Here is a 22382-nt window from a genome sequence, read left to right on the forward strand (position 1 = left end):
AGATCAGACGTCGATGCGCTCCCGGCTCAGGCCCGCGCCGTCGATGATGAACTCTTTGCGCGGCGCGACCTCGTTGCCCATGAGGAGCTCGAAGACCCTGGCCGCGGCCTCGGCGTCGTCGACCCGCACCCGGCGCAGCATGCGCCCCGAGCGGTCCATCGTGGTCGTCGCGAGCTGTTCGGCGTCCATCTCGCCGAGGCCCTTGTAGCGCTGGATCGGGTCCTGGAACTTCTTGTTCGAGCGACGCAGCTTCGCGAGGAGCGTCTGCAGCTCTTTCTCGGAGTAGGTGTAGATCGTTTCGTTCGGCTTGCTGCCGGGGTTGATGACGACGACGCGGTGCAGGGGCGGCACGGCCGCGAAGACGCGACCCTGCTCGATCATCGGGCGCATGTACCGGAAGAACAGCGTGAGGAGCAGGGTGCGGATGTGGGCTCCGTCGACGTCGGCGTCGCTCATGATGATGACCTTGCCGTAGCGAGCGGCGTCGATGTCGAACGACCGGCCCGACCCCGCTCCGAGCACCTGGATGATCGAGGCGCACTCGACGTTCGAGAGCATGTCGCTCACCGACGCCTTCTGCACGTTGAGGATCTTGCCCCGGATCGGGAGCAGCGCCTGGTACTCGCTGTTGCGGGCGAGCTTCGCCGTGCCCAAGGCCGAGTCGCCCTCGACGATGAAGAGCTCGCTGTTGCCGACGTCGTTCGACCGGCAGTCGACGAGCTTCGCCGGCAGGGACGAGTTCTCGAGGGCGTTCTTGCGCCGCTGAGTCTCCTTGTGGGCTCGCGCCGCGATGCGCGACTTCATCTCGGAGACGACCTTGTCGAGGACGAGGGCCGTCTGTGCCTTGTCCTCGCGGCGGGCGGACGCGAAGAGCTCGGCGAAGCGCGTCTGGACGACGTTGGCGACGATCGCCCGGACGGCGGGCGTCCCGAGGATCTCCTTCGTCTGACCCTCGAACTGCGGCTCCGGAAGGCGGACCGTGAGCACGACGGTCAGGCCCGCCATCACGTCGTCCTTCTCGATCTTGTCGGTGCCGACCTTGAGCCGCCGCGCCGCGAGCTCGACCTGCTGGCGCATGAACTTGAGCAGCCCCGCCTCGAAGCCCGTCTGGTGCGAGCCGCCCTTCGGGGTCGCGATGATGTTCACGTAGCTGCGGAGGACCGTCTCGTAGCCGCCGCCCCACCGGAGGGCGATGTCGACCTCGCACTCGCGCTGGAGCTCGGTGGCGACCATCGCGCCGCCCTCGGTCAGGACGGGCACCGTCTCCGTGTACGTGCCCGTGCCCGTCATGCGCCAGGTGTCGGTGACCGGGGCGTCGGGGGCGAGGAACTCGACGAACTCGCTGATGCCGCCGTCGAAGCGGTACGTGCTCTCGTGGGGGAACCCCCCGTCGGTGAGCGACCCGGGCCGCTCGTCGCGGATGCGGAGCGTGAGCCCGGGGATGAGGAACGCCGTCTGACGCGCGCGCCCGGACAGCTCGTCGGGCTGGAAGGACGCGCCACGGGTGAAGATCTGGCGGTCGGCCCAGTACCGGATGCGCGTGCCGGTCACGCCGCGCTTCACCTTGCCCACCTCGCGCAGCACGCTGCCCGAGACGAAAGGCGTGAACGGCGCGTCCGGGGTGGGCGCGCCGTCGTCGGCGAACGTGCCGGGCTCGCCCCTGCGGAACGACATGGCCCACGTCTTGCCGCCACGGTCGACCTCGACGTCGAGCCGCTCGGACAGCGCGTTGACCACGGACGCCCCGACGCCGTGCAGGCCGCCCGACGAGGCGTAGGAGCCGCCGCCGAACTTGCCGCCCGCGTGCAGCTTGGTGAAGACGACCTCGACGCCCGTCAGCCCCGTCTTGGGCTCGATGTCGACGGGGATCCCGCGGGCCGTGTCGCGCACCTCGACGCTGTCGTCCGCGTGCAGGACGACGTCGATGGCGTCGCCGTGCCCGCCGAGGGCCTCGTCGACCGAGTTGTCGATGATCTCCCACAGGCAGTGCATGAGGCCGCGCGAGTCGGTCGACCCGATGTACATGCCGGGACGCTTGCGGACGGCCTCCAGCCCCTCGAGGACCGAGAGGTGGCGAGCCGAGTAGTCCGACGTGGCGATGGTGTTCTCCTGACGCGAGGCAGAGCCGGCCGGCGGGAATTCCGGAGGCGGGGGTCTCGTTCCATCCTACGAGCGCCCACGGACAGTCCCGGGAGGCGCTCACCCCCCTCCGTCACTACGCGATGAGCGAAATCGGCTCGGATCGCACCCGATACCCGGGAGCGCGTGTTTTGATGAGGTCTTCACATCCGCAGCACCACCGTCAGGAGGAGCATCACATGACTCAGATGGCCACCGACCACACCGCCGTCGACGAGCTCGGCTCCCGCTACCAGCTCTCCGCCGCCGACCGTTGCGACAGCTGCGGGGCCCAGGCCTATGTCCGCGTGACCATGGCGAGCGGCGAGCTGTTGTTCTGCGCGCACCACGGTGCCAAGGTCAAGGACAAGCTCCAGCCCACCGCAGTCGAGTGGCTGGACGAGAGCTCCAAGCTCCACGAGCACTGAGCTCGACGACCACGAGATCGTCCGGGGAGCAGCACCCCGGCGGTACGACGAAGGGCCCGCATCCTCACGGATGCGGGCCCTTCGTGTGTCCGGCGGCGGAGACCCGGTCACATGGCCTTGAACGACCGCTCGAGGTTCTCGCGGATGACGCGCTGCGACTGCTCGGCGTACTCGTCGAGCTTCGCGTGCGCCTCCCCCGCGTGGTACGAGATGCTGCGACGCGTCAGCGCCGCGCGGAGCACCCGGTCGCTCAGCGCCGGGTTGAGGGGCAGCAACGGCCCCTTGAGCTGCGTGCCGAAGGAGGCGCCGCGCACGACGCCCTCGGCGCCGCCGGTCCCGTTGCCCCCGCCGTGCACCACACGGCCGAAGGCCTCGACGCCGGTGCCGAGCTCGAGGTGTGCGGCGTGGTCCTCGAAGCCGAAGAGGGTCAGCTCGTCCCCGCCGTAGGTCGTCGTCACCTGGAAGTAGTTCGTCCGGCGCGGGGCGCCGCGACGGACCGTGGCGTCGAAGAACCCGATGCCGGTGACGGTCTCGCCCTGCTCGGTGACGACGCCCCTGGTCAGCAGCTCCATGCCGCCGCCGACCCCGATCACGGGGACGCCCGACGCGGCGAAGCCCTCGAGGGCCGGGACGAGGCGCTGGGCGTCGGCGCTCACCGAGCGGACCCCCGAGAGCGGGCCGTGCCCGAGGAGGACGACGTCGGCCACGGTGGGCACGTCGTCGCCGACCCGGTACTCCACGACCTCGGTCTCGAGGCCGGCGCGCCGCGCACGGGCCACCAGCGTCGTGACGTTTCCCCGGTCGCCGCTGACCCCGAGCTGCTCGGGGTAGAGGTGGACGAGGCGGAGGGTGTCGGCGCTCACGCGGTCTTCTCCAGGTCGGGGTGGCCGAGGATGCGACGGGCCAGCATCATCTGCTCGTAGTTGGTCACGAAGTGCTTCGTGTGGTCGCGGGGCGAGGGCAGCGCGCGCATCAGCTTTATCGCCTTCGCGATGTCCTCCTCGATCACGTGCACGGGGATGCCCTCGTGCTCGAGGCGCAGGGCGAGCTGCCAGGCCTTGGCGCCCGCCAGCACGTCGACGTGGTCGAGGCGCGAGAAGTCGATGTCGTAGATCCACGAGATGTCGGGCGTGCCCTCGTCGATCGCGAGCATGACCTGCTCGGCGCCCTGCGGCAGTGCGTCGAGGTTCAGCTGCAGGCTGGCCGCGTTCTTGAACATGATGAACTCGGCCTCGTCGGCGCCGAGCGACATGCGCTCGCCCCGACCGTAGGCCGGCTTCATCGTGTCGAAGGCACGAGCCACCGCCTCCTGGTCGACGGGCTCGCCGAGCACGACCGACGCGGTCTGCAGGGCCGCCGCCGCGTCGACGGCGTAGTGCAGCCCGCGGGCGGGGAGCCGCACGTCGACGGTGGTCTCGCCGACCCGGATGCTCGCGCGGTCGCCGTCCATCGCGACGACCTCGGCCTCGACGGGACGGGTGGAGTCCGCCTCGCGGGAGAAGTCGTTCGCGTTCTGCAGCCCGTTGGGCGCGGCAGCGACGACGTCGGGGGCGGCGCCGAAGCGCGTGACCGTCTGACCGGGCTTCGCTTCGTAGGGGGCGAGGTGCTGGTCGTCGCGGTTCGTCACGACGGCGCGCGTGGCCAGGGCCGCGGTGTCCGTCATCATCGTGCCGACGCGCTCGGTCTCGAAGAAGCGGTAGAGCTGGTCGACCTGCACGTTGAGCATGAGCACGGTCGACGGGTGCAGCGATCGGGTCAGCTCGACCGCGAAGGCCTCGTCGACCTCGATCACGCCGATGTCGTGCTTCACGCGGCCGAACGGCGTCACCTCGCGGAGGAACGCCGAGGCGATGCCCTGCGGGAGGTTGGCGCCGGTGGGGTTCGTGAAGACGCGGAGGCCGTTGGCCCGGAGCGTCTCGGTCAGCATCATCGTGGTCGTCGACTTGCCGTTCGAGCCGAGGACGAAGACGACGCCCTGCTCGAACTGCGACGAGACGTGGGTGAGGAAGTCGGGCGCCAGCGCGAGGACTGTGCGGCCCGGGTAGGCCGAGCCGCCGCCGCGGAGGCGGGCGACCGCACGGACGAGCCGGCCCGCCAGGACGGGCACGAGGTATCGCACGGGCCTACTCGAGGTAGTCGCGGAGCGACTGCGACCGGGACGGGTGGCGGAGCTTGGCCATCGTCTTGGACTCGATCTGGCGGATGCGCTCGCGGGTCACGCCGAACGTGTCGCCGATCTGGTCGAGCGTCTTCGGCATGCCGTCGCCGAGGCCGAAGCGCATGCGGATGACGCCGGCCTCGCGCTCGGACAGGCTGTCGAGGAGCGACTCGAGCTGCTTCTGGAGCATGGTGAAGCCCACGGCGTCGGCCGGGACGACCGCCTCCGTGTCCTCGATGAGGTCGCCGAACTCGCTGTCGCCGTCCTCGCCGAGGGGGGTGTGCAGCGAGATGGGCTCGCGGCCGTACTTCTGGACCTCGACGACCTTCTCGGGCGTCATGTCGAGCTCGCGGCTCAGTTCTTCGGGCGTGGGCTCGCGGCCGAGGTCCTGCAGCATCTGCCGCTGGACGCGGGCGAGCTTGTTGATGACCTCGACCATGTGCACGGGGATGCGGATGGTGCGCGCCTGGTCGGCCATGGCCCGCGTGATCGCCTGGCGGATCCACCAGGTGGCGTAGGTCGAGAACTTGAAGCCCTTGGTGTAGTCGAACTTCTCGACCGCACGGATGAGGCCCAGGTTCCCCTCCTGGATGAGGTCGAGGAACTGCATGCCCCGGCCCGTGTAGCGCTTGGCGAGGCTGACGACGAGTCGCAGGTTGGCCCCGAGGAGGTGGCTCTTGGCCCGCTGACCGTCGCGCGACACCCAGCGGAGCTCGCGCTCGAGCTCCTTGCTGAGGCCCGTGCTGTGGGAGAGCTTGTCCTCGGCGAAGAGACCGGCCTCGATGCGCATCGCGAGCTCGACCTCCTCCGCGGCGTTGAGCAGGGCGACCTTGCCGATCTGCTTCAGGTAGTCCTTGACCGGGTCGGCGGTGGCACCGGTGATCGTCGTCGAGTAGACGGGCATCTCGTCGTCGTCGTCCTGCGAGATGACGAGGGCTCCTGCGGGCAGCACCTCGGGGGTCGTGGGCTTGCCGCCCTCGCCGTCCGCGTCGGTGTCGGCCGCGTCGGCGTCGACGGGCTCGGCCTCGTCGTCGCCCTCGGGCTCAGCGGCCTTCGCCGCCTTCGCGGGGGCGGCCTTCTTCGCGGCGGGCGCCTTGGCAGCCGTCGCCTTCTTGGCAGGCGCCCGCTTGGCGGGGGCCTTCTTGGGCGCCGCGGGCGCCTCCTCGGTCGTCGCGGGCTCGGTCTCGAGCACCACGCCGTCGGTCACGGTCTCGTCGACGACCGTGGTCGCCTTGCTGCGAGTAGCCATGCGAACACCTTCCACTTCATCTGCACTGGGTCTTTCGGGCAGTACTAGGACCCATGTCAAGTCCCCATGGCTGAGCGCGCCGACGAGAGTCGAGCACCTGCACGGGACATGAACGGGTCCGACTCCGATTATTGCACGTCTGGTCGGCGGCGCCGACCACGGGCCGCCCTCGGCGTCAGGAACTCCGCCGACGGCGGGTCTGCCATCTCCTGTTCAGTGCAACCCACAAGGGGGCCACCTGGATTCCCTCCTCGAGGCGCAGGAGGCGCCGGGTGCGTCGGCGCTCCAGGACGAGGCAGACGACGCCTCCGCCGACGACCACGTACTGGACGAGGAACGCGACGCGGAACGACTCGAACGAGAAGAGGTCGCTCGGCGCCCCGCCGGCCACCCGTGCCGCGTCGAGCTGGTCGAGCACGACGCCGATGAGGAACATCATCACGAAGCTCGCGAGGAAGCCCCCGACGTTGACGATGCCGTTGGCCACGCCGAGGCTGCGCATCGGGTTGAACGACCGGGCGAAGTCGAAGCCGATGAGGCTGCCGGGGCCCCCGACGCCGAGCACCACCACGAGGACGAACGCGAGCCACTGCGGGGGCTGCCCCGGCCAGGCCAGCAGGACGGTCCACGTGATCCCCAGGGCCGCGACGATGCCGAGGACGAGGTTCGAGCGCCGGAGCGGGAAACGGGCCGTGAGCAGGCCGAGGACCGGGCCGGCCACGACGCCGGAGGCGACGAGCAGCGTGAGCATGCCGGATGCCTGCGTCGCCGTGAAGCCGAGCGCCCCGACGAGGAAGGGGACGCCCCAGAGCAGGCTGAAGACCGTCCCGGACGACTGCGTCACGAAGTGCGACCAGAAGCCGAGGCGGGTGCCGGGTCGCCGGATGCTCTCCCCGAGCTGACGACCGGCGTCGCGCCAGGTCGTCCCGGCCGACTCGGCGGGGCGTCCGAGCGGGGAGTCCCGCACGACGACCACCACGAGGACGACGGCGACCACCGAGAGGCCCGCCGCGCCGAGGAAGGCCGGCTGCCAGCCGCTGCCGTGCAGGACGATCGAGAGGGGCACCGCCGAGAGTACCTGGCCGAGCTGGCCGACGTTGCCGGTCCACTGCGAGATCTGGGGCAGGATCGGCCCTCGGAACCAGGCGGGCAGCAGGCGGATGACGCTGATGAAGGTCATCGCGTCGCCCGCGCCCACGAGGACGCGCCCGACTATGGCGACGCCGATGTGCGGGGGCGCGAGCGCGACCACCGACTGCCCGACGACCAGCAGGACCCCGCCGGCGACGATCAGGGCCCGGGGGCCGACGCGGTCGAGCAGCACGCCCACGGGGATCTGCAGGCCCGCGTAGACGATCAGCTGCACGACGGCCAGCGTCGACAGCGTCGACGCCGAGATGCCGAAGATGTGCTGGGCCTCGACCCCGGAGACGCCGAGCGAGGACCGTTGGAGGACGGCGACGACGTAGGCCACGACGGCGGCGCCCCAGACGAGCCAGGCGCGCGACGAGTTCACCCGACGACCCTAGCTGGAGTCGTGCGTCCTCGATTCCTGGCCGTGCGAGACGGCCGTGGAGCGGTCGGGGGTCAGGACTCCTCGTCGCTGCGCCGGCCGGCGAGGAAGCGCTCGAGCTCGGCGGCGAGGACGTCCGCGGAGGGGACCTGGCCGTCCTGGTCGGTGAGCGGCGACGGGAGCGGGTTGCCCTCCATGTAGGTGTCGTGGCGTTCCTCGAGCGTGGAGACGAGCCGCGAGAGCTCGTGGTTGCCCTGCACCTGCTCGTCGACCTTGGCGAGGAAGTCGCGCCCCTCCGAGCGGAGCCGGTCGGTGGGGAAGATCAGTCCCGTCGCCGCGCTGATGCTCGAGAGCGCCGCGACGGCGGCGTCCGGGAACTCGGTGTCGGCCAGGTAGTGCGGCACCAGGAGGACGAAGCCCGCGGTGGGGTGGCCGGAGTCGCCGAGCCGCTGCTCGACGAGGTGCAGTGCGTTCGCGGGCGCCTGGGTCACGGGCCGCCACACCGACAGGGACTCGACGAGGTCGGACCGGTTGCCGCTGACCGTGACCCCGATCGGACGCGTGTGGGGCACGGGCATGGGTATCGAGTGGACCCACGTGGTCGTCGAGACCCGGTAGCGACGCACGAGGTCGACGACGGCGGAGGTGAACCGCTGCCACTGGAAGTCGGGCTCGAAACCGGACAGGAGGAGGAAGGGCTGTCCGATGTCGTCCCTCATCAACCGGAGCGAGAGGGTCGCCGTCGAGACCTCGGAGATGTGGTCCTGGTCGAACGTGAAGACGGGGCGACGGGCGCGGTAGTCCAGGAGCTCGTCGGCGTCGAAGGAGGCGACCATCGAGTGGTCGAGCTCGCCCACGAGGAACTCGGCGAGCTGCCCCACCGCGCCCCCCGCGTCGGAAGAGCCAGTCAGGCCCGCCACGAGCGGCAGCCCCTCGGGCACGTCGGAGGCGTCGGGAGCGAGGTCGTAGAGTCCGGCGGGGTCGTGCATGTCCTCAATGCTAGGCAACCCGCCCGGCACCGGCCGCCTCCGGCGACGTGCCGAGAGCGAACACCCGCGGTGGCTACGATCGAGGGATGACCGAGCTCTTCCTGTCCACCACCCGTTCCCCCGCAGCCGAGGTCGAGGCCGACGTCCTCGTCGTCGGGGTCGTCACGGGGGCCGACGGCCCCTCGGTCACCCGCGACGTGCCCGGCCTGCCCTCGGACCTGCGTGCGCTCGGGGTCAGCGGCGCGCGCGACGAGCTCGTGAAGCTGCCGAGCACGGGCGCCGCGACGGTGACGGCCCTCGTGGGGCTCGGCGACGTCGTCGACGCCGAGGCCCTGCGCTACGCGGCCGGCGCCGCCGTCCGCCAGCTGACCGGCGTCGACCGCGTCGTGCTCGACCTGCCCGTCTCGACCGAGGCGGAGGCGCTGGCGGTCCTCGAGGGCGCGGCCCTCGCCTCCTACGAGTTCGACGCGTTCCGCGGGTCGTCGGCATCGGAGTCGCGCCGTCACGCGCGCACGCTGGTGCTCGCGACCGACCTCGACGTCGAGGAGGCGACGGTGCGGCAGGCGGCCGTGGTCGCGCAGGCCGTCCACACGGTCCGCGACCTCGCCAACACTCCCCCGCAGCAGATGTTCCCCCAGGCGCTCGCCGACCACGCCGTCGAGCTCGCCACGGACCTGCCGCTCGACGTGACCGTCCTCGCCGAGGACGAGCTGCGCGCGGGCGGCTTCGGGGGGATCCTGGGAGTCGGCCAGGGGTCCAGCCGTGGTCCGCGGATGGTCAAGGTCGTCTACGCGCCCGAGGGCGCCTCGAAGCACCTCGCCCTCGTCGGCAAGGGCATCACCTACGACACCGGGGGGCTCTCGCTGAAACCTGCGGGCAGCATGCTGGGGATGAAGGACGACATGACGGGCGCCGCCACGGTCCTCGCCGTCGTCGTCGCCGCGGCGCGGCTCGAGCTGCCCGTCCGCCTCACGGCCTGGCTCTGCGTCGCCGAGAACATGCCGAGCGGCACGGCCATCCGGCCCGACGACGTCCTCACGATCCGCGGCGGCACCACCGTCGAGGTGACGAACACCGACGCCGAGGGCCGCCTCGTCATGGCCGACGGCCTGGTCGCGGCCAGCGAGGAGCAGCCCGACGCGATCGTCGACGTCGCGACGCTGACCGGCGCCCAGGTCGTCGCGCTCGGCACCCGCACCGTCGGGGTCATGGGCAACGACGACCTCGCGAGCCGCGTGGTCGAGCTCGCCGACCGCGCCGGCGAGGCGGCGTGGCGCATGCCGCTCCCCGGCGAGCTGCGCAGCCGGCTCAAGTCCGACGTCGCCGACCTCGTCAACGCCACCCCGGGGAACACCGCCGCCGGCATGTTGCTCGCGGGCGTGTTCCTGAACGAGTTCGTGGGAGAGAAGCAGGGTACGGGAACGCCGCTGCCCTGGGCGCACCTCGACATCGCCGGGCCGTCGAACAACAAGGGCGGGGGCTGGGGCTACACCGGCAAGGGCTCCACGGGCGTTTCCGTGAGAACGCTGCTAGAGCTGGCCCGCGACTTTTCGGCCGCGTAGTAGGGTCGAGGAGGCGGGAGCGACCCGCCGAGATCGGTCCCCGGGCGACGCCGCCTCCTCCTCACCGAGGTGGACGCGGACGCGACGCCGACGTCACCACGACGGCGCCTCCCCCGCCTCGGGAACCTCCGAACGCACGAGGGAGTTGCTGGGTGTCGGAACAGAATTTTGACCTGGTGGTGCTCGGCGGCGGCAGCGGCGGCTACGCCGCAGCCCTGCGGGCCACCGAGCTGGGGCTGAGCGTCGCGCTGGTCGAGAAGGACAAGCTCGGCGGCACCTGCCTCCACCGGGGCTGCATCCCGACCAAGGCGCTGCTGCACTCCGCCGAGGTCGCCGACGTCTCGCGTGAGTCCGCGAAGTACGGGGTGTCGACCGACTTCCACGGCATCGACGTCCCGGCCGTGACGGCTTACCGCGAGGGCGTCGTCGCCAGCAAGTACAAGGGCCTCCAGGGCCTCGTGAAGGCCCGCGGCATCACCGTCGTCGAGGGCGAAGGTCGTCTGACCTCGCCCACCACCGTCCAGGTGGGCGAGACCACGCTGACGGCCAAGAACGTCGTCCTGGCGACCGGCTCGTACTCGCGCAGCCTCCCGGGCCTCGAGATCGGCGGCAAGGTCATCACGAGCGAGGCCGCCCTGGCCCTCGACCACGTGCCGGCCCGTGTCGCCATCCTCGGCGGCGGCGTGATCGGCGTCGAGTTCGCGAGCGTCTGGAAGTCCTTCGGCTCCGACGTCACGATCGTCGAGGCCCTCCCCCACCTCGTCCCCAACGAGGAGGAGTCCATCTCGAAGCAGTTCGAGCGCGCGTTCCGCAAGCGCGGCATCGGCTTCTCGCTGGGCGTCCGGTTCAAGAGCGTGACGCAGAGCGACGACGGCGTCGTCGTGACCCTCGAGGACGGCAAGACGATCGAGGCCGACCTGCTCCTGGTGGCCGTGGGGCGCGGTCCCTCGACCCAGGGACTCGGCTTCGAGGAGGTGGGCGTCACCGTCGACCGCGGGTTCGTCATCACCGACGAGCGACTGCACACCAGCGTCCCCGGCGTGTTCGCGATCGGGGACATCGTCCCCGGCCTGCAGCTCGCGCACCGCAGCTTCCAGCAGGGCATCTTCGTCGCCGAGGAGATCGCGGGCCTGGCGCCGCAGGTCATCGAGGACACCAACATCCCCAAGGTCACCTACTCCGACCCCGAGGTGGCGTCCGTGGGCCTGACGGAGGCCAAGGCGGTCGAGAAGCACGGTGCCGACAAGGTGACGAGCTACGACTACAACCTCGCCGGCAACGGCAAGAGCCACATCATCGGCACCAGCGGCTCCGTCAAGGTCGTCCGCGTCGTCGACGGTCCGGTCGTCGGGGTCCACATGATCGGCGCCCGTGTCGGTGAGCTCATCGGCGAGGCCCAGCTGGCCGTCAACTGGGAGGCCTACCCGGAGGACGTCGCGCCCCTGGTGCACGCCCACCCGACCCAGAACGAGGCTCTCGGAGAGGCGATGCTGGCCCTGGCCGGCAAGCCGCTCCACGCGATGTAGTCGCAGCCCCGTCACATCCGCACCACCCGCACACTTCCGCACCACCCGATCACACAGACACACGATGTCTTCGAAGGAGTCCCCCGCATGAGCGAATCCGTCAACCTCCCGGCACTCGGAGAGAGTGTCACCGAGGGCACGGTCACCCGCTGGCTGAAGAACGTCGGCGACCGGGTCGAGGTCGACGAGCCCCTGCTCGAGGTCTCGACCGACAAGGTCGACACGGAGATCCCCTCCCCCGTCGCCGGTGTCATCGAGGAGATCCTCGTGCCCGAGGACGAGACCGTCGAGGTCGGGACCGCTCTGGTCCGCATCGGCGACGGCAGCGGCCAGGGCGACGACTCCTCCGACGACGCTCCTGCCGAGGAGACCGCCGAGGCCCCGCAGGCCGAGAGCCCGGCCGAGGGCGGCCAGGACGAGGCGGACGACGCCGTCGTCGCGTCGTCGGCGGCACCGGCACCCGGCGAGGAGTCGGACGCCGAAGCCCCCGCACCGGCCGACGACGTCGACCCGGCTCCGGCGACCGAGCAGCCTGCCGACCAGGCCCCGGTCGTCCCCGCCGCCGCCCCGGCTGCCGCGGCGGCCCCCGCGGCGGCAGCGCCCCCCGCAGCGGCAGCTCCCGCTCCGGCGGCGGCCGCTCCTGCAGCTGCTGCCCCCGCAGCCGCCGCACCGGCAGCTGCTGCGCCGGCGGCCTCGGCCGACTCGTCGTCGGCTCCGACCGGCTACGTCACACCACTGGTCCGGAAGCTCGCTAACGAGAAGGGCATCGACATCTCGACCCTCACCGGGAGCGGTGTCGGCGGTCGCATCCGCAAGGAGGACGTCCTCGCTGCCGTCGAGGCCGCCAGCTCGGCGTCCACGACGTCGGCCACGGCGTCGGCACCCGTCGAGGTCTCGCCGCTGCGCGGCACGACCGTGCCCATGACGCGTCTGCGCAAAGTCGTCGCGGAGCGCGCCGTCCAGTCGATGCAGGCGATGGCCCAGCTCACGAGCGTGGTCGAGGTCGACGTCACGGCCGTCGCCACGTTCCGTGACGCGAACAAGGCGGCGTTCCTCGAGAAGACCGGCAACAAGCTGTCCTTCCTGCCGTTCTTCACGCTCGCGGCCGCCGAGGCGCTCAAGGCGCACCCGAAGCTGAACGCCACCGTCGACGGCGACTCGATCGTCTACCCGGACCACGAGAACGTCAGCATGGCCGTCGACACGGAGCGCGGTCTGCTCACGCCCGTCATCAAGGACGCGTCCGACCTCGACCTGGCCGGCATCGCCGCCCAGATCGCGGACCTGGCGCAGCGCACGCGCGACAACAAGCTGAAGCCCGACGAGCTGGCCGGCGGCACCTTCACGGTGACGAACACGGGCTCGCGGGGCGCGCTGTTCGACACTCCCGTGGTGTTCCTCCCCCAGGTCGCCATCCTTGGCACCGGCGTCGTCGTCAAGCGTCCCGTCGTCGTCCAGGTCGACGGCGCCGACGCGATCGCGGTTCGGTCGATGGTCTACCTGGCCCTGTCGTACGACCACCGCATCGTCGACGGTGCGGACGCCGCCCGGTTCCTCGTGGCGGTCAAGACCCGCCTCGAGGCGGGCGACTTCGCCGGGGTGCTGGGCATCTGAGCGCGCCACGGTGATCGCGCACGTCAGCGACGTAGCACCTCTCTGAGACGCCAGCCGGCCTCGGTCCTCACCACGAGGACCGAGGCCGGTTCGTCGTCGGCAGTGCGGCAGGCGAGGAGGACGGTCTCCCCCAGCCGTTGCACCTCCGACTCGACGACCGTGGGCAGCACCAGGTCGCCCGCCGACGCGAGGTCGGCCATGATCCGGGAGTCTCCCGCCGCCACGGGCGACCCTTCCTGGTCGACGGCCGCGAGGCACGACGTCGACGGTTCGCGGACGCACGCGACCCGGGCTCGGAGCAGCACCGCGGCCGCCGCGAGCGGGTCGTCGCCCCGTACCGCCGCCTCCTCCGTGCTCACCGGCTCGTCAGGGGCGCTGTCCGGGACGGGGACGGCGGTGACCGGGCCGGGCGCCGAGACGGCTGGGCCGGACGGCCGATCGGCAGGGGACGTCACCGCGGGCGGAGCCGAGTCGGAGCGCCCGAGGCCGGAGTCGCCGCCCCGCGGCACGACGGCTGCCCCCACCACGAGAGACACTGCCACGAGGCCGGCCAGGACCCAGGCGCGTGGCCTGACCGCCCGCAGTCGGTCGACGATCGGCACGGCCGCGACCGCCTCCCACCAGTCCGCGACGCCGTCGAGGAGCGCGGACTCGGGCAGGACGCTGGTCCAGCCGGATCTCGGCGGGTCTCCCAGCGGTGGTCGCCAGGCGACCGCCGCCTCCTCGACGCCCGTGCTCGGCACGACGGTCGGCAACGCGACGGGAGGAGCCAGGTCGTGGACCCGCTCGACGAGCTCGTCCAGGCAGGTGTCGGCACCTTCCGGGCCCCGCAACCGGGCCCGGTCGCGAGGAGACAGCTCATCTGCCACGGCCTCGACGAGGGCCTGAGCCCCCTCGGCCGCCGCCACGAGCGGCGCCGCACCGGGCTGTGCGGTCCTGCCGCCGACGAGGACCGGGGCGCCCCGGTCGTCGAGCACGACGTCCTCGAGGCCGACGCTGCCCAGCGCCGTCCCCCGCCGGGCCAGGTGGGCGACCGCGGAGAGCACGGGGAGCAGGACCGTGACGGCCTCTCCGGCCGACATCGTGCCGCGGCGCCGAGCCCACCTGTCGAGTCGTTCCCCGCCCGGCTCGTCCGAGACGACCACGAGGGCGCCCTCGTCGTCGACCATCAGGTCGACCGGGCGGAGGAGGTGCGGGTGCGGCGACGAGCTCGCCGCCGCGACGAGGGCCGGCGACGAGCGACGCAGCAGCACCCGGCTGCCGTCGGGCGCGGTGCCCCCGACGGCGCCGCCCGGACCGGGGGGCCAGGACGACCCGGACGCGAGCTCGTAGGGGCCGAGTGAGGAGGTGACCATGGGGCCATCGTGCTGGTCTCCGAGGGGCCGACGCGCGCCTCCTCGTCCCGGCCGGGGACGACCGACTACGGCGAGCCCCCCGGGGAGGACCCACGGCGGCTCGCGACCCCGTATCCTGGTCTGCATGGCACGACGCACGTCACCGGAGAACACGTCCCCGAAGCCGCCCAAGGAACCGGGCCGCTTCTCGCAGATGTGGCAGGTGTTCAAGATGACCCGCCGCGTCGACAAGTCGGCGCTGCCGCTGATGCTGCTGGCGCTGCTGCTGCCGGTCGCGGCCGGAGTCCTCGCGGGTCTCTTCCTCTCGGCAGGCAACGTCCTGGCGCTCGTGCTGTACATCGTGGTCGGCCTGATGCTCGGCATCCTGCTGCTGCTGATCGTCCTCGGACGCAAGGCCGAGAGGGCCGCCTACTCGCAGATCGAGGGGCAGCCCGGCGCCGTGGGCGCCGTCATGAAGAGCGGCCTCCGTCGCTCGTGGCGCGCCGCCGAGATGCCCGTCGCGGTCCAGGGCCGCTCGCAGGCCGCCGTCTACCGAGCCGTCGGCAAGGGCGGCGTCGTGCTGATCGGCGAGGGCTCGGTCGCGCAGACCAAGAAGCTCGTCGACGAGGAGCGCCGCAAGGTCGCACGCATCCTGCCCAACGTCCCCATCACGGTGCTGCACGTCGGCCCCGACGCCGAGTCCGTGCCGCTGCACAAGATCGCCGGCCGCATGAACAAGATCAAGTCGTCGCTGAACCGGAACGAGGTGCTCGCCGTGAGCAACCGCCTCCAGTCGCTCGGCAAGAACGGCCTGCCGATCCCCAAGGGCGTCGACCCGTTCAAAGTGCGGGCCGGACGACCGCGCTGACGGTCGACGCGACCCGCTGAACGGACCGGCGACGGACGGAGGCGCCCGTCCCCCTCGAGGGGACGGGCGCCTCCGTCTGTGGAGCGTCGATCAGACGCGGACGAGGACCGTCCCTGCTACGCGGTCGTGCAGGCCCCTCTGGTCTTGGTCCCAGACCACCGCGGGGATGACGACCGCGAGCAGCAGGGTCCGGACGACCGGGCGCCAGAGACCGGTCCGGCCACCGGCCATCGGGACGAGGCGCATGCCGAGGACCAGGTGGCCGACGGTGCCGCCGAGGGTGACCAAGAAGAGGATCTGGACGACGCTGAAGACGACCGTGATGGCGAGCCCCTGGCCGTCGAAGAAGGCGAACGCGACGACGTAGGCGAGCGCCCAGTCGATCGTCACCCCGGCGATCCGGCGACCCAGACGTGCGATCGAGCGCGGGCCCGTGCGGGGCAGGCCGAGGCGCTGGCCCGGCCAGTCCTGCCGGGGCGCCGCACCGCCGTCGACGGGGTCGGACGGAGGGCGGGAGCGGTCGTCGTGCATGCCTCCGAGCCTACCGACGCGGCACCCGTAACATCTCTGAAACAATGGGGACACCGCGACGAAACGGCCCCGCCATAACGTCGTCGAAGGCTGCGTCCGGCAGTCTGACCGATCTGAGCCCATTGGAGAGACACCTAGATGTTCACCGATTCTTCCGAGGTGCTGAAGTTCATCACGGACACCGACGTCAAGTTCCTCGACATCCGGTTCACGGACCTGCCCGGCGTCCAGCAGCACTTCAACATCCCCGCGTCCACCGTCGACGAGGAGTTCTTCTCCGTCGGCCAGCTCTTCGACGGGTCCTCCATCCGCGGCTTCGCGTCGATCCACGAGTCGGACATGCAGCTCATCCCCGACGTCACCACGGGCTACGTCGACCCCTTCCGCGCCGAGCGCACCCTGGTGCTCGTGTTCGACATCTTCAACCCGCGCAACGGCGAGCTCTACAGCCGCGACCCCCGCCAGGTGGCCAAGAAGGCCGAGAAGTACCTCGCCTCCACCGGCATCGCCGACACGGCGTTCTTCGCCCCCGAGGCCGAGTTCTACATCTTCGACGACGTCCGCTACGAGGTGAAGCAGAACGCCAGCTTCTACAGCGTCGACAGCGAGGAGGGCGCCTGGAACACGGGCCGTGTCGAGGAGGGCGGCAACCTCGCCAACAAGACCGCCTACAAGGGCGGCTACTTCCCGGTCAGCCCGGTCGACAAGACGGCCGACCTCCGCGACGACATCAGCCTCAAGCTGATCGACTCGGGCCTCGAGCTCGAGCGCGCCCACCACGAGGTGGGCACCGGCGGCCAGCAGGAGATCAACTACAAGTTCGACACCATGGTCCACGCGGCCGACGACATCCTGAAGTTCAAGTACATCGTCAAGAACACCGCCGAGCAGTGGGGCAAGGTCGCGACCTTCATGCCCAAGCCGCTCTTCGGCGACAACGGCTCGGGCATGCACACCCACCAGTCGCTCTGGAGCGACGGCAAGCCGCTGTTCTACGACGAGAACGGCTACGGCGGGCTCTCCGACCTCGCTCGCTGGTACATCGGCGGCCTGCTGAAGCACGCACCCGCCGTCCTCGCCTTCACGAACCCCTCGATCAACTCGTACCACCGGCTGATCCCGGGCTTCGAGGCCCCCGTCAACCTGGTCTACTCGGCGGGCAACCGCTCGGCGGCCATCCGCATCCCGATCACGGGCACGAACCCCAAGGCCAAGCGCATCGAGTTCCGCGTCCCCGACGCCGCGTCCAACCCCTACCTCGCGTTCGCCGCGCAGCTGATGGCGGGCCTCGACGGCATCCAGAACCGGATCGAGCCGCACGAGCCCGTCGACAAGGACCTCTACGAGCTGCCCCCCGAGGAGGCGAAGGGCATCCCCCAGGTGCCCGCGTCGCTCGACGGCGCCCTCGACGCGCTCGAGGCCGACCACGCGTTCCTCACCAAGGGCAACGTCTTCACCGAGGACCTCATCGAGACGTGGATCGCGTACAAGCGCGAGAAGGAGATCCTGCCGATGGCGCAGCGCCCGCACCCCTTCGAGTTCGAGCTCTACTTCGGCGTCTAGGCGACACCGGACGGGGCGCGACCAACTCGGTCGCGCCCCGTCCGTCGTCGTGGCCGTCGGACGCGAGAAGGCCCGCACCCCCTCGGGGTGCGGGCCTTCTCCCGTCGCCGGTCGGCGTCAGGCGGGGATGCTGCTCCCGGTGAGGACGCGGCGCTGAGCCGGGGTCCGACGACCGCCGAGGGGTCGCACCTCCCAGCCGCCGCTCGACCAGACCTCGGCGTCGAGCACGTTGCGGGCGTCGATCACGACGGGGTTGGCCGCGAGCTCGGCGAGGGCCGAGGGCTCCGCGCTGACGAACTCGGGCCACTCCGTCAACAGCAGCACGGCGTCGGCGTCCGAGACCGCCTCCTCGATGCTGTCGGCGAACGACAGGGTCGGGAAGCTGCGCTGGGCCGTCTGGGTCGCCTCCGGGTCCACGACCAGCACCTGGGCGCCGCGCAGGTGCAGCGCCGCCGCCACGTTCAGGGCCGGCGAGTCGCGGACGTCGTCCGTGTGCGGCTTGAACGCGGCGCCGAGGACGGCGATGCGCCGGTTCAGGACCGACCCGCCGCAGGCGTCGATGGCCTGGTCGATGACCCGCTGGCGCTGGGCCATGTTGATCTCGTCGACCTGCTGCATGAGGCCGACCGCACGGTGCGCTCCCAGCTCGTTGGCCCGGAACATCAGCGCGCGGATGTCCTTCGGCAGGCAGCCGCCCCCGAAGCCCAGGCCCGCGTTGAGGAACTTGCGGCCGATCCGGTCGTCGAAGCCGAGGGCGTCCGCGAGCGTCGAGACGTTCGCCCCGGCGGCCTCGCAGAGCTCGCTGATCGCGTTGATGAACGAGATCTTCGTCGCCAGGAACGCGTTCGCGCTGACCTTGACCAGCTCGGCCGTCGGCAGGTCGCACGAGATGACGGGCGTGCCCGTCGAGATCGGCTCGGCGTAGACCTCGCGGAGGATCGCCTCGCTGCGGACGTCGGTGCCGCCGAAGACGATGCGGTCGGGACGCAGGGTGTCCTCGACGGCGTGGCCCTCGCGGAGGAACTCCGGGTTCCACACGACGTCGGCCGACACCCCGGGAGGCAGCACGCCGGCCACGATCTCCCGGAGGCGGGCCGCGGTGCCGACCGGCACGGTCGACTTGCCGACGATCAGGCCGTCGTGGCTGAGCGACTCGGCGACCTTGCGGGTGGCCTCCTCGACGTAGCTCAGGTTGGCGGCGTGGCTCCCCCGGCGCTGCGGCGTGCCGACGCAGATGAAGTGCACGTCGGAGAGGGCGACGGCCTCGGCGATGTCCGTCGTGAAGAGCAGTCGACCGGACTCGACGTGGCGGAGGATCAGCTCGGGCAGTCCCGGCTCGAAGAAGGGGACTCGGCCCTGGCTGAGCGCCTCGACCTTCGAGGGGTCCGTGTCGACGCCGATGACGTCGAAGCCCATCTCGGCCATCGCGGCGGCGTGGGTCGCCCCGAGGTAGCCGGTGCCGATGACGCTGATGCGGGGCTTCGTCGAGGCCGACGTCACCGCGGCGTCGACGGACTGGGGGTCGGTGCCGGCGCCGTCGGCCGGGCTGGTGTTCTTGCTCATGATGCGCTCCTCGCGATCTGGGGTGCTGCAGTCAGTGGGGCGGAGGGGGTGGGGAGGGACGAGAGCCGCGAGTCGTCGGCCGTGGTCACGGCAGCGTCCTCAGGGCGAAGTCGGTGTCGGTGCGGGCGATGCCGCGCCGGAAGGCGTCGAGGGAATCCTGCCGGGAGACGATCCGCCAGTCGTTCGTGAGGTAGGAGCCGCTGGACACGGTCGTGGCCGTGAGGTTGAACCAGGAGAACCCGAGGATGTCGTCGTTCTCCGGCTTGGCGAGCTCGCTGAAGAGCGAGTCGATCCACTTCGGCTTCTGGGCGTCCTTCGTCGTGCCGAGCTCGGCCGCGCCCATCTCGGCGAGGATGATCGGCTTCGTCGTGATCTGCCGCAGCTGCGCCAGCGTCTTGCCGAAGGTGCCCTGGAAGTCGCCGGTCTGGGGCGTCTCCGGGCTGTTCCGGAGGTAGCCGGTCATGCCCACCCAGTCGACGTAGTCGTCGCCGGGGTAGAGGCTCGCCGTGTACTCGACGCCCCTGTTCTTGGTGGGCACGCCCTCGACCCGCGTGGGGGCCCAGACCCAGGCGACGAGCTCGTTCGCGCCCCGTGCCTCGAAGAGGTCGTGCACGTGCTGCCACATCTGCACGTACTCGGTCTTCTCGTTCCCGTTCACGCCCTCGGCCCACGGGTACCAGTTGCCGTTCATCTCGTGGTCGAGACGGATGGCCATCGGCAGGCCGTTGGCCACGAGTGCGTCGGCCCAGCGCGTGAGGTACGCGTCGAAGTCGCCCTCGATGATCTTGCTCAGCTCGTAGTCCGGGTCGACGACCGCCTCGTTGCCGGCGGCGATCGGTCGGGACTCCCAGGTGAGGAACGGGAGGTCGCCCTTGGCCCACGAACGGTTCACCGCCGTGGCGTTGAATTCCTGGTCGAAGCCCTGGAAGTAGCCCGACATGTTCGGCTGCGCGCCGATCTTCGTGCTCACGTCGTCGAACTCGGACCAGCTGAAGGGCGACTGGGTCGTGTAGAGGCCGAAGTAGCGGGACTCGGGCGAGACGATGTCCGCGAGGGACGGAGCGGTGATCGGCACGGGGCCGGTCGTCGCGCCCCCGCCTGAGCCGTTGCCGCTGCCGTTGCCGCTGCCCGAGCCGGAGACGCCTGAGCCGTTGCCGCTGCCGGAGCCGGTGCCGCCCTTGGGCCCCGTGGCCACGGCCCCGGAGCCTCCGCTGCCGTCGCCGCCGCCGGACGACGAGCCGCCGCCGGTCGCGGCCTGGGCGTCACGGAGGGCGTCCTGCGCCGACGCGAGGCGAGCCTGTGCGTCGGTGAGCTGCCCCTCGGACGTCCAGGCCTGCTGCTGCACGTCCGCCAGCTCGGTCTTGCTCGCGGCGAGCTGCCGCTTGGCGGCGACGAGCTGGTCGAGGAGGGCCGAGCGGTCCTCCTTGAGGGTGGTGACCTGGGCAGGGGACGTGCCGACCGCCTCCTGCACGGCGGTGCGGACGGGGTTGTCCGTCGGCGAGATCCAGATGAGCCACGAGATCATGGCCAACAGGACGACGGTCGCGGTCGCGCCGAGGGCCGTGCGGCGGGCGTTCCCGTGGGACGAGGCCCACCAGGCTCCCGACTGCACGTGCAGCGGGGCGACGAAGGTCTGCGGGGACTCAGACAATGAACCACACCTCCAGGGCGATGATGACGGCACCGATCAGGTACGGGAAGCCGGCTTTGGGGTTGAGGCGACGACGAGGAGGCGCGGCGGCGGCCACGGGGGCCGTGGCCGCGGCGAAGGCGGTCGCCGACGAGGTCGTCACGGCGTCGTCCTGGGGCGACGGCGCGGTCTCGACGGCCGTCTCGGCGCGGTGGCTGCGCACCAGGACCACGCCCGTGTCGTCGCGTCGGACGGTGGTCGCGTCCGACGTGGGACCGGCCGGGGCCGAGGAACCGCCGAAGTCGAAGAGGGCGTCGACGCCGGGATCGGTCACGTCGTCGAACTCGCGCTCCAGGACCTGCAGCGAGTCGTCGCCGGTGGCCTGGTGGGCCATCTGCTGGGCCGCGTCGTCCGCGGCTCCGCCGGCGTAGGCGCCGGCACGGGTCCCCCAGCCGCTGGCGTGCCCCATGCGGAAGAACCCGATGACGCGGATCGGCATGAGGAAGAAGGTCGACACGATGATGAAGACCGGCAGGCGGAGGAAGTCCGACGGCTTCTCGGCCAGGTGCCGCATCTGTCGGATGGCCATGCTGAGCACGGACGACAGCACCATCAGGACCACGATGCTGACCAGCCCGGTGGAGACCCCGTACTCGGCAAGGATGCCGCGGTACAGGTTGACGCCCTGGCCGGTGATGCCCCGGTAGATCCAGCCGCCGATGACGCCCATCAGGAGGAAGGGCAGGATGATGTCCATCGCGAAGAAGAACGCCAGCATCGGAGCGTGCCCGAGCATCCACGGCATCATCCGGAACGTGTTGTACTGGCTGCCGCGGGCCCAGCGGAGCTGCTGCTTGAACAGCTTCTTCACCTCGAGCGGGGCGTCCGTGTAGACCAGGCTCGTGTGCTGGTAGACGGTGCGGTAGCCCTCCTTGAGCGTGAGGTTCGTCAGGGTGCGGTCGTCGCTGACCTCGAGGAAGACGCCCATGAACTTCTCCGTCATGAACCGGTCCATCACCCGCACGAGGATCTCGCGGCGGAACGCGATCGTCCGGCCGGGGAGGCAGCCGATCTGCCCCAGGACGCTCTGCGCGGGCATCGAGTAGAGCGCACGCGAGTTCTCGAGCCAGTCGGCCCAACGGGTGATCCAGCTGCGCTCGGGCTCCAGGATGCGCTGACGCGTGGTCACGCCGCCGACGTTCTCGTGGGCGAAGGGACGGACGAGCTCGGAGAGCGTCCCCGGCGTCCACACCGTGTCGGAGTCGACGAGCACGGTGATGTCGCCGCGGCTGAGCTCGGTGCCGATCATGACGGCGTTGCGCTTGCCGGGGATGGGGGTGTGCACCCAGCGGACGAGGGGGGCGTACTCGTCGCAGACGGCGGCCAGCTCCGGGTTGGGCTTGCCGTTGATGACCACGATGATCTCGCCCGGCTGCTGCTCGACCATGCGGCCGATGACGTCGCGGAAGAGGTCGAGGGGCTCGTCGACCACGGGGACGACGACGCTCGTGGAGCCGGAGAACTCCCCCGTGAAGGGACGGTACCGCCTCGAGAGCAGCACCTTGATGATCCACAGGATCCAGATGAATGCCGAGTAGACCGCGAACAGGTACAGCTCGGCGTGGCCGCCTGCCATCGATCGGATCTGGAGGATGAAAGTCAACACGAGGGCCGCCTCAGGGGGATGGGAAAAGGATGATTCCGCGTCTTCGAGGAAAGGGGTCTGTCGGGTCGGT

General features: G+C 70.9%; 17 protein-coding genes. 6 read left to right on the top strand and 11 right to left on the bottom strand.

Annotation, left to right across the window (positions count from 1 at the left end; genetic code table 11):
- Window positions 1-3 precede the first annotated feature (3 nt).
- Window positions 4-2100: a DNA topoisomerase IV subunit B gene (locus EDF20_RS02300; RefSeq protein ID WP_123546017.1), complete on the bottom strand. Its 2097-nt coding sequence runs from the start codon at window positions 2098-2100 to the stop codon at window positions 4-6.
- A gap of 218 nt (window positions 2101-2318) precedes the next feature.
- On the opposite strand from EDF20_RS02300, the gene EDF20_RS02305 reads away from it, so the two are divergent.
- The gene (locus tag EDF20_RS02305; protein ID WP_123546019.1) at window positions 2319-2546 is read left to right on the top strand and encodes a hypothetical protein; all 228 of its coding nucleotides are present in this window, start codon (window positions 2319-2321) and stop codon (window positions 2544-2546) included.
- A gap of 107 nt (window positions 2547-2653) precedes the next feature.
- Here the strand turns inward: EDF20_RS02305 and EDF20_RS02310 are convergent, their stop codons facing one another.
- The 5 genes from EDF20_RS02310 to EDF20_RS02330 form a co-directional block, all read right to left on the bottom strand.
- Window positions 2654-3409 carry a cobyric acid synthase gene (locus EDF20_RS02310; protein ID WP_123546022.1) on the bottom strand — a complete coding sequence of 252 codons (756 nt, stop codon included), beginning with the start codon at window positions 3407-3409 and terminating at the stop codon, window positions 2654-2656.
- A complete protein-coding gene (locus EDF20_RS02315; protein WP_133737582.1) occupies window positions 3406-4665 on the bottom strand; it encodes a MurT ligase domain-containing protein in 1260 nt (419 codons plus the stop codon). The genes EDF20_RS02310 and EDF20_RS02315 overlap by 4 nt, the downstream gene beginning before the upstream one ends.
- 4 nt (window positions 4666-4669) lie before the next feature.
- Complete coding sequence (locus EDF20_RS02320) at window positions 4670-5953, bottom strand: RNA polymerase sigma factor (RefSeq protein ID WP_133737583.1); 1284 nt, start codon at window positions 5951-5953, stop codon at window positions 4670-4672.
- A 175-nt stretch (window positions 5954-6128) separates the two neighbouring features.
- Window positions 6129-7469 carry an MFS transporter gene (locus EDF20_RS02325; RefSeq protein ID WP_133737584.1) on the bottom strand — a complete coding sequence of 447 codons (1341 nt, stop codon included), beginning with the start codon at window positions 7467-7469 and terminating at the stop codon, window positions 6129-6131.
- Between the two features lie 71 nt (window positions 7470-7540).
- Window positions 7541-8455, bottom strand: a complete 915-nt coding sequence (locus tag EDF20_RS02330; protein ID WP_123546030.1) for a PAC2 family protein — start codon at window positions 8453-8455, stop codon at window positions 7541-7543.
- An 86-nt stretch (window positions 8456-8541) separates the two neighbouring features.
- Here EDF20_RS02330 and EDF20_RS02335 point away from each other — a divergent pair, with 86 nt between their 5' ends.
- The 3 genes from EDF20_RS02335 (at window position 8542) to sucB (ending at window position 13157) form a co-directional block, all read left to right on the top strand.
- A complete protein-coding gene (locus EDF20_RS02335; RefSeq protein WP_133737585.1) occupies window positions 8542-10017 on the top strand; it encodes a leucyl aminopeptidase in 1476 nt (491 codons plus the stop codon).
- A gap of 152 nt (window positions 10018-10169) precedes the next feature.
- A complete protein-coding gene (gene lpdA, locus EDF20_RS02340) occupies window positions 10170-11543 on the top strand; it encodes a dihydrolipoyl dehydrogenase (protein ID WP_133737586.1) in 1374 nt (457 codons plus the stop codon).
- A gap of 87 nt (window positions 11544-11630) precedes the next feature.
- Window positions 11631-13157, top strand: a complete 1527-nt coding sequence (gene sucB / locus EDF20_RS02345) for a 2-oxoglutarate dehydrogenase, E2 component, dihydrolipoamide succinyltransferase (RefSeq protein ID WP_133737587.1) — start codon at window positions 11631-11633, stop codon at window positions 13155-13157.
- Between the two features lie 23 nt (window positions 13158-13180).
- Here sucB and EDF20_RS02350 read toward each other — a convergent pair whose 3' ends face one another.
- A complete protein-coding gene (locus EDF20_RS02350; protein ID WP_133737588.1) occupies window positions 13181-14512 on the bottom strand; it encodes a hypothetical protein in 1332 nt (443 codons plus the stop codon).
- Between the two features lie 124 nt (window positions 14513-14636).
- On the opposite strand from EDF20_RS02350, the gene EDF20_RS02355 reads away from it, so the two are divergent.
- Window positions 14637-15359 (top strand): DUF4191 family protein, encoded by a 723-nt coding sequence (locus tag EDF20_RS02355; protein ID WP_123546040.1) that lies wholly within the window; start codon window positions 14637-14639, stop codon window positions 15357-15359.
- A gap of 90 nt (window positions 15360-15449) precedes the next feature.
- Here the strand turns inward: EDF20_RS02355 and EDF20_RS02360 are convergent, their stop codons facing one another.
- Window positions 15450-15890, bottom strand: a complete 441-nt coding sequence (locus EDF20_RS02360) for an RDD family protein (RefSeq protein WP_194612238.1) — start codon at window positions 15888-15890, stop codon at window positions 15450-15452.
- 138 nt (window positions 15891-16028) lie between these two features.
- Between EDF20_RS02360 and glnA the strand changes: the two genes are divergently transcribed.
- On the top strand, window positions 16029-17453 hold the full coding sequence (glnA, locus tag EDF20_RS02365; RefSeq protein WP_123546042.1) for a type I glutamate--ammonia ligase: 1425 nt from the start codon (window positions 16029-16031) through the stop codon (window positions 17451-17453).
- Window positions 17454-17570: 117 nt separating this feature from the next.
- On the opposite strand, the gene EDF20_RS02370 is transcribed toward glnA, so the two are convergent.
- The 3 genes from EDF20_RS02370 to EDF20_RS02380 form a co-directional block, all read right to left on the bottom strand.
- The gene (locus tag EDF20_RS02370) at window positions 17571-19016 is read right to left on the bottom strand and encodes a UDP-glucose/GDP-mannose dehydrogenase family protein (RefSeq protein ID WP_133737589.1); all 1446 of its coding nucleotides are present in this window, start codon (window positions 19014-19016) and stop codon (window positions 17571-17573) included.
- 85 nt (window positions 19017-19101) lie between these two features.
- Entirely contained in the window at window positions 19102-20667 is a 1566-nt protein-coding gene (locus tag EDF20_RS02375) for a glycosyl hydrolase (protein ID WP_243833339.1), read from the bottom strand.
- On the bottom strand, window positions 20660-22312 hold the full coding sequence (locus tag EDF20_RS02380) for a glycosyltransferase family 2 protein (protein ID WP_133737590.1): 1653 nt from the start codon (window positions 22310-22312) through the stop codon (window positions 20660-20662). The genes EDF20_RS02375 and EDF20_RS02380 overlap by 8 nt, the downstream gene beginning before the upstream one ends.
- Window positions 22313-22382 lie beyond the last annotated feature (70 nt).

The sequence above is a fragment of the Frigoribacterium sp. PhB116 genome (assembly GCF_004364285.1).
Lineage (GTDB): Bacteria > Actinomycetota > Actinomycetes > Actinomycetales > Microbacteriaceae > Frigoribacterium.

Coding starts and splice junctions, on each gene's coding strand:
- EDF20_RS02305 (WP_123546019.1), top strand. CDS start 2,319: ATGACTCAGATGGCCACCGACCACACCGCCGTCGACGAGCTCGGCTCC.
- EDF20_RS02320 (WP_133737583.1), bottom strand. CDS start 5,953: ATGGCTACTCGCAGCAAGGCGACCACGGTCGTCGACGAGACCGTGACC.
- EDF20_RS02330 (WP_123546030.1), bottom strand. CDS start 8,455: ATGCACGACCCCGCCGGACTCTACGACCTCGCTCCCGACGCCTCCGAC.
- EDF20_RS02335 (WP_133737585.1), top strand. CDS start 8,542: ATGACCGAGCTCTTCCTGTCCACCACCCGTTCCCCCGCAGCCGAGGTC.
- sucB (WP_133737587.1), top strand. CDS start 11,631: ATGAGCGAATCCGTCAACCTCCCGGCACTCGGAGAGAGTGTCACCGAG.
- EDF20_RS02350 (WP_133737588.1), bottom strand. CDS start 14,512: ATGGTCACCTCCTCACTCGGCCCCTACGAGCTCGCGTCCGGGTCGTCC.
- EDF20_RS02355 (WP_123546040.1), top strand. CDS start 14,637: ATGGCACGACGCACGTCACCGGAGAACACGTCCCCGAAGCCGCCCAAG.
- EDF20_RS02360 (WP_194612238.1), bottom strand. CDS start 15,890: ATGCACGACGACCGCTCCCGCCCTCCGTCCGACCCCGTCGACGGCGGT.
- glnA (WP_123546042.1), top strand. CDS start 16,029: ATGTTCACCGATTCTTCCGAGGTGCTGAAGTTCATCACGGACACCGAC.
- EDF20_RS02370 (WP_133737589.1), bottom strand. CDS start 19,016: ATGAGCAAGAACACCAGCCCGGCCGACGGCGCCGGCACCGACCCCCAG.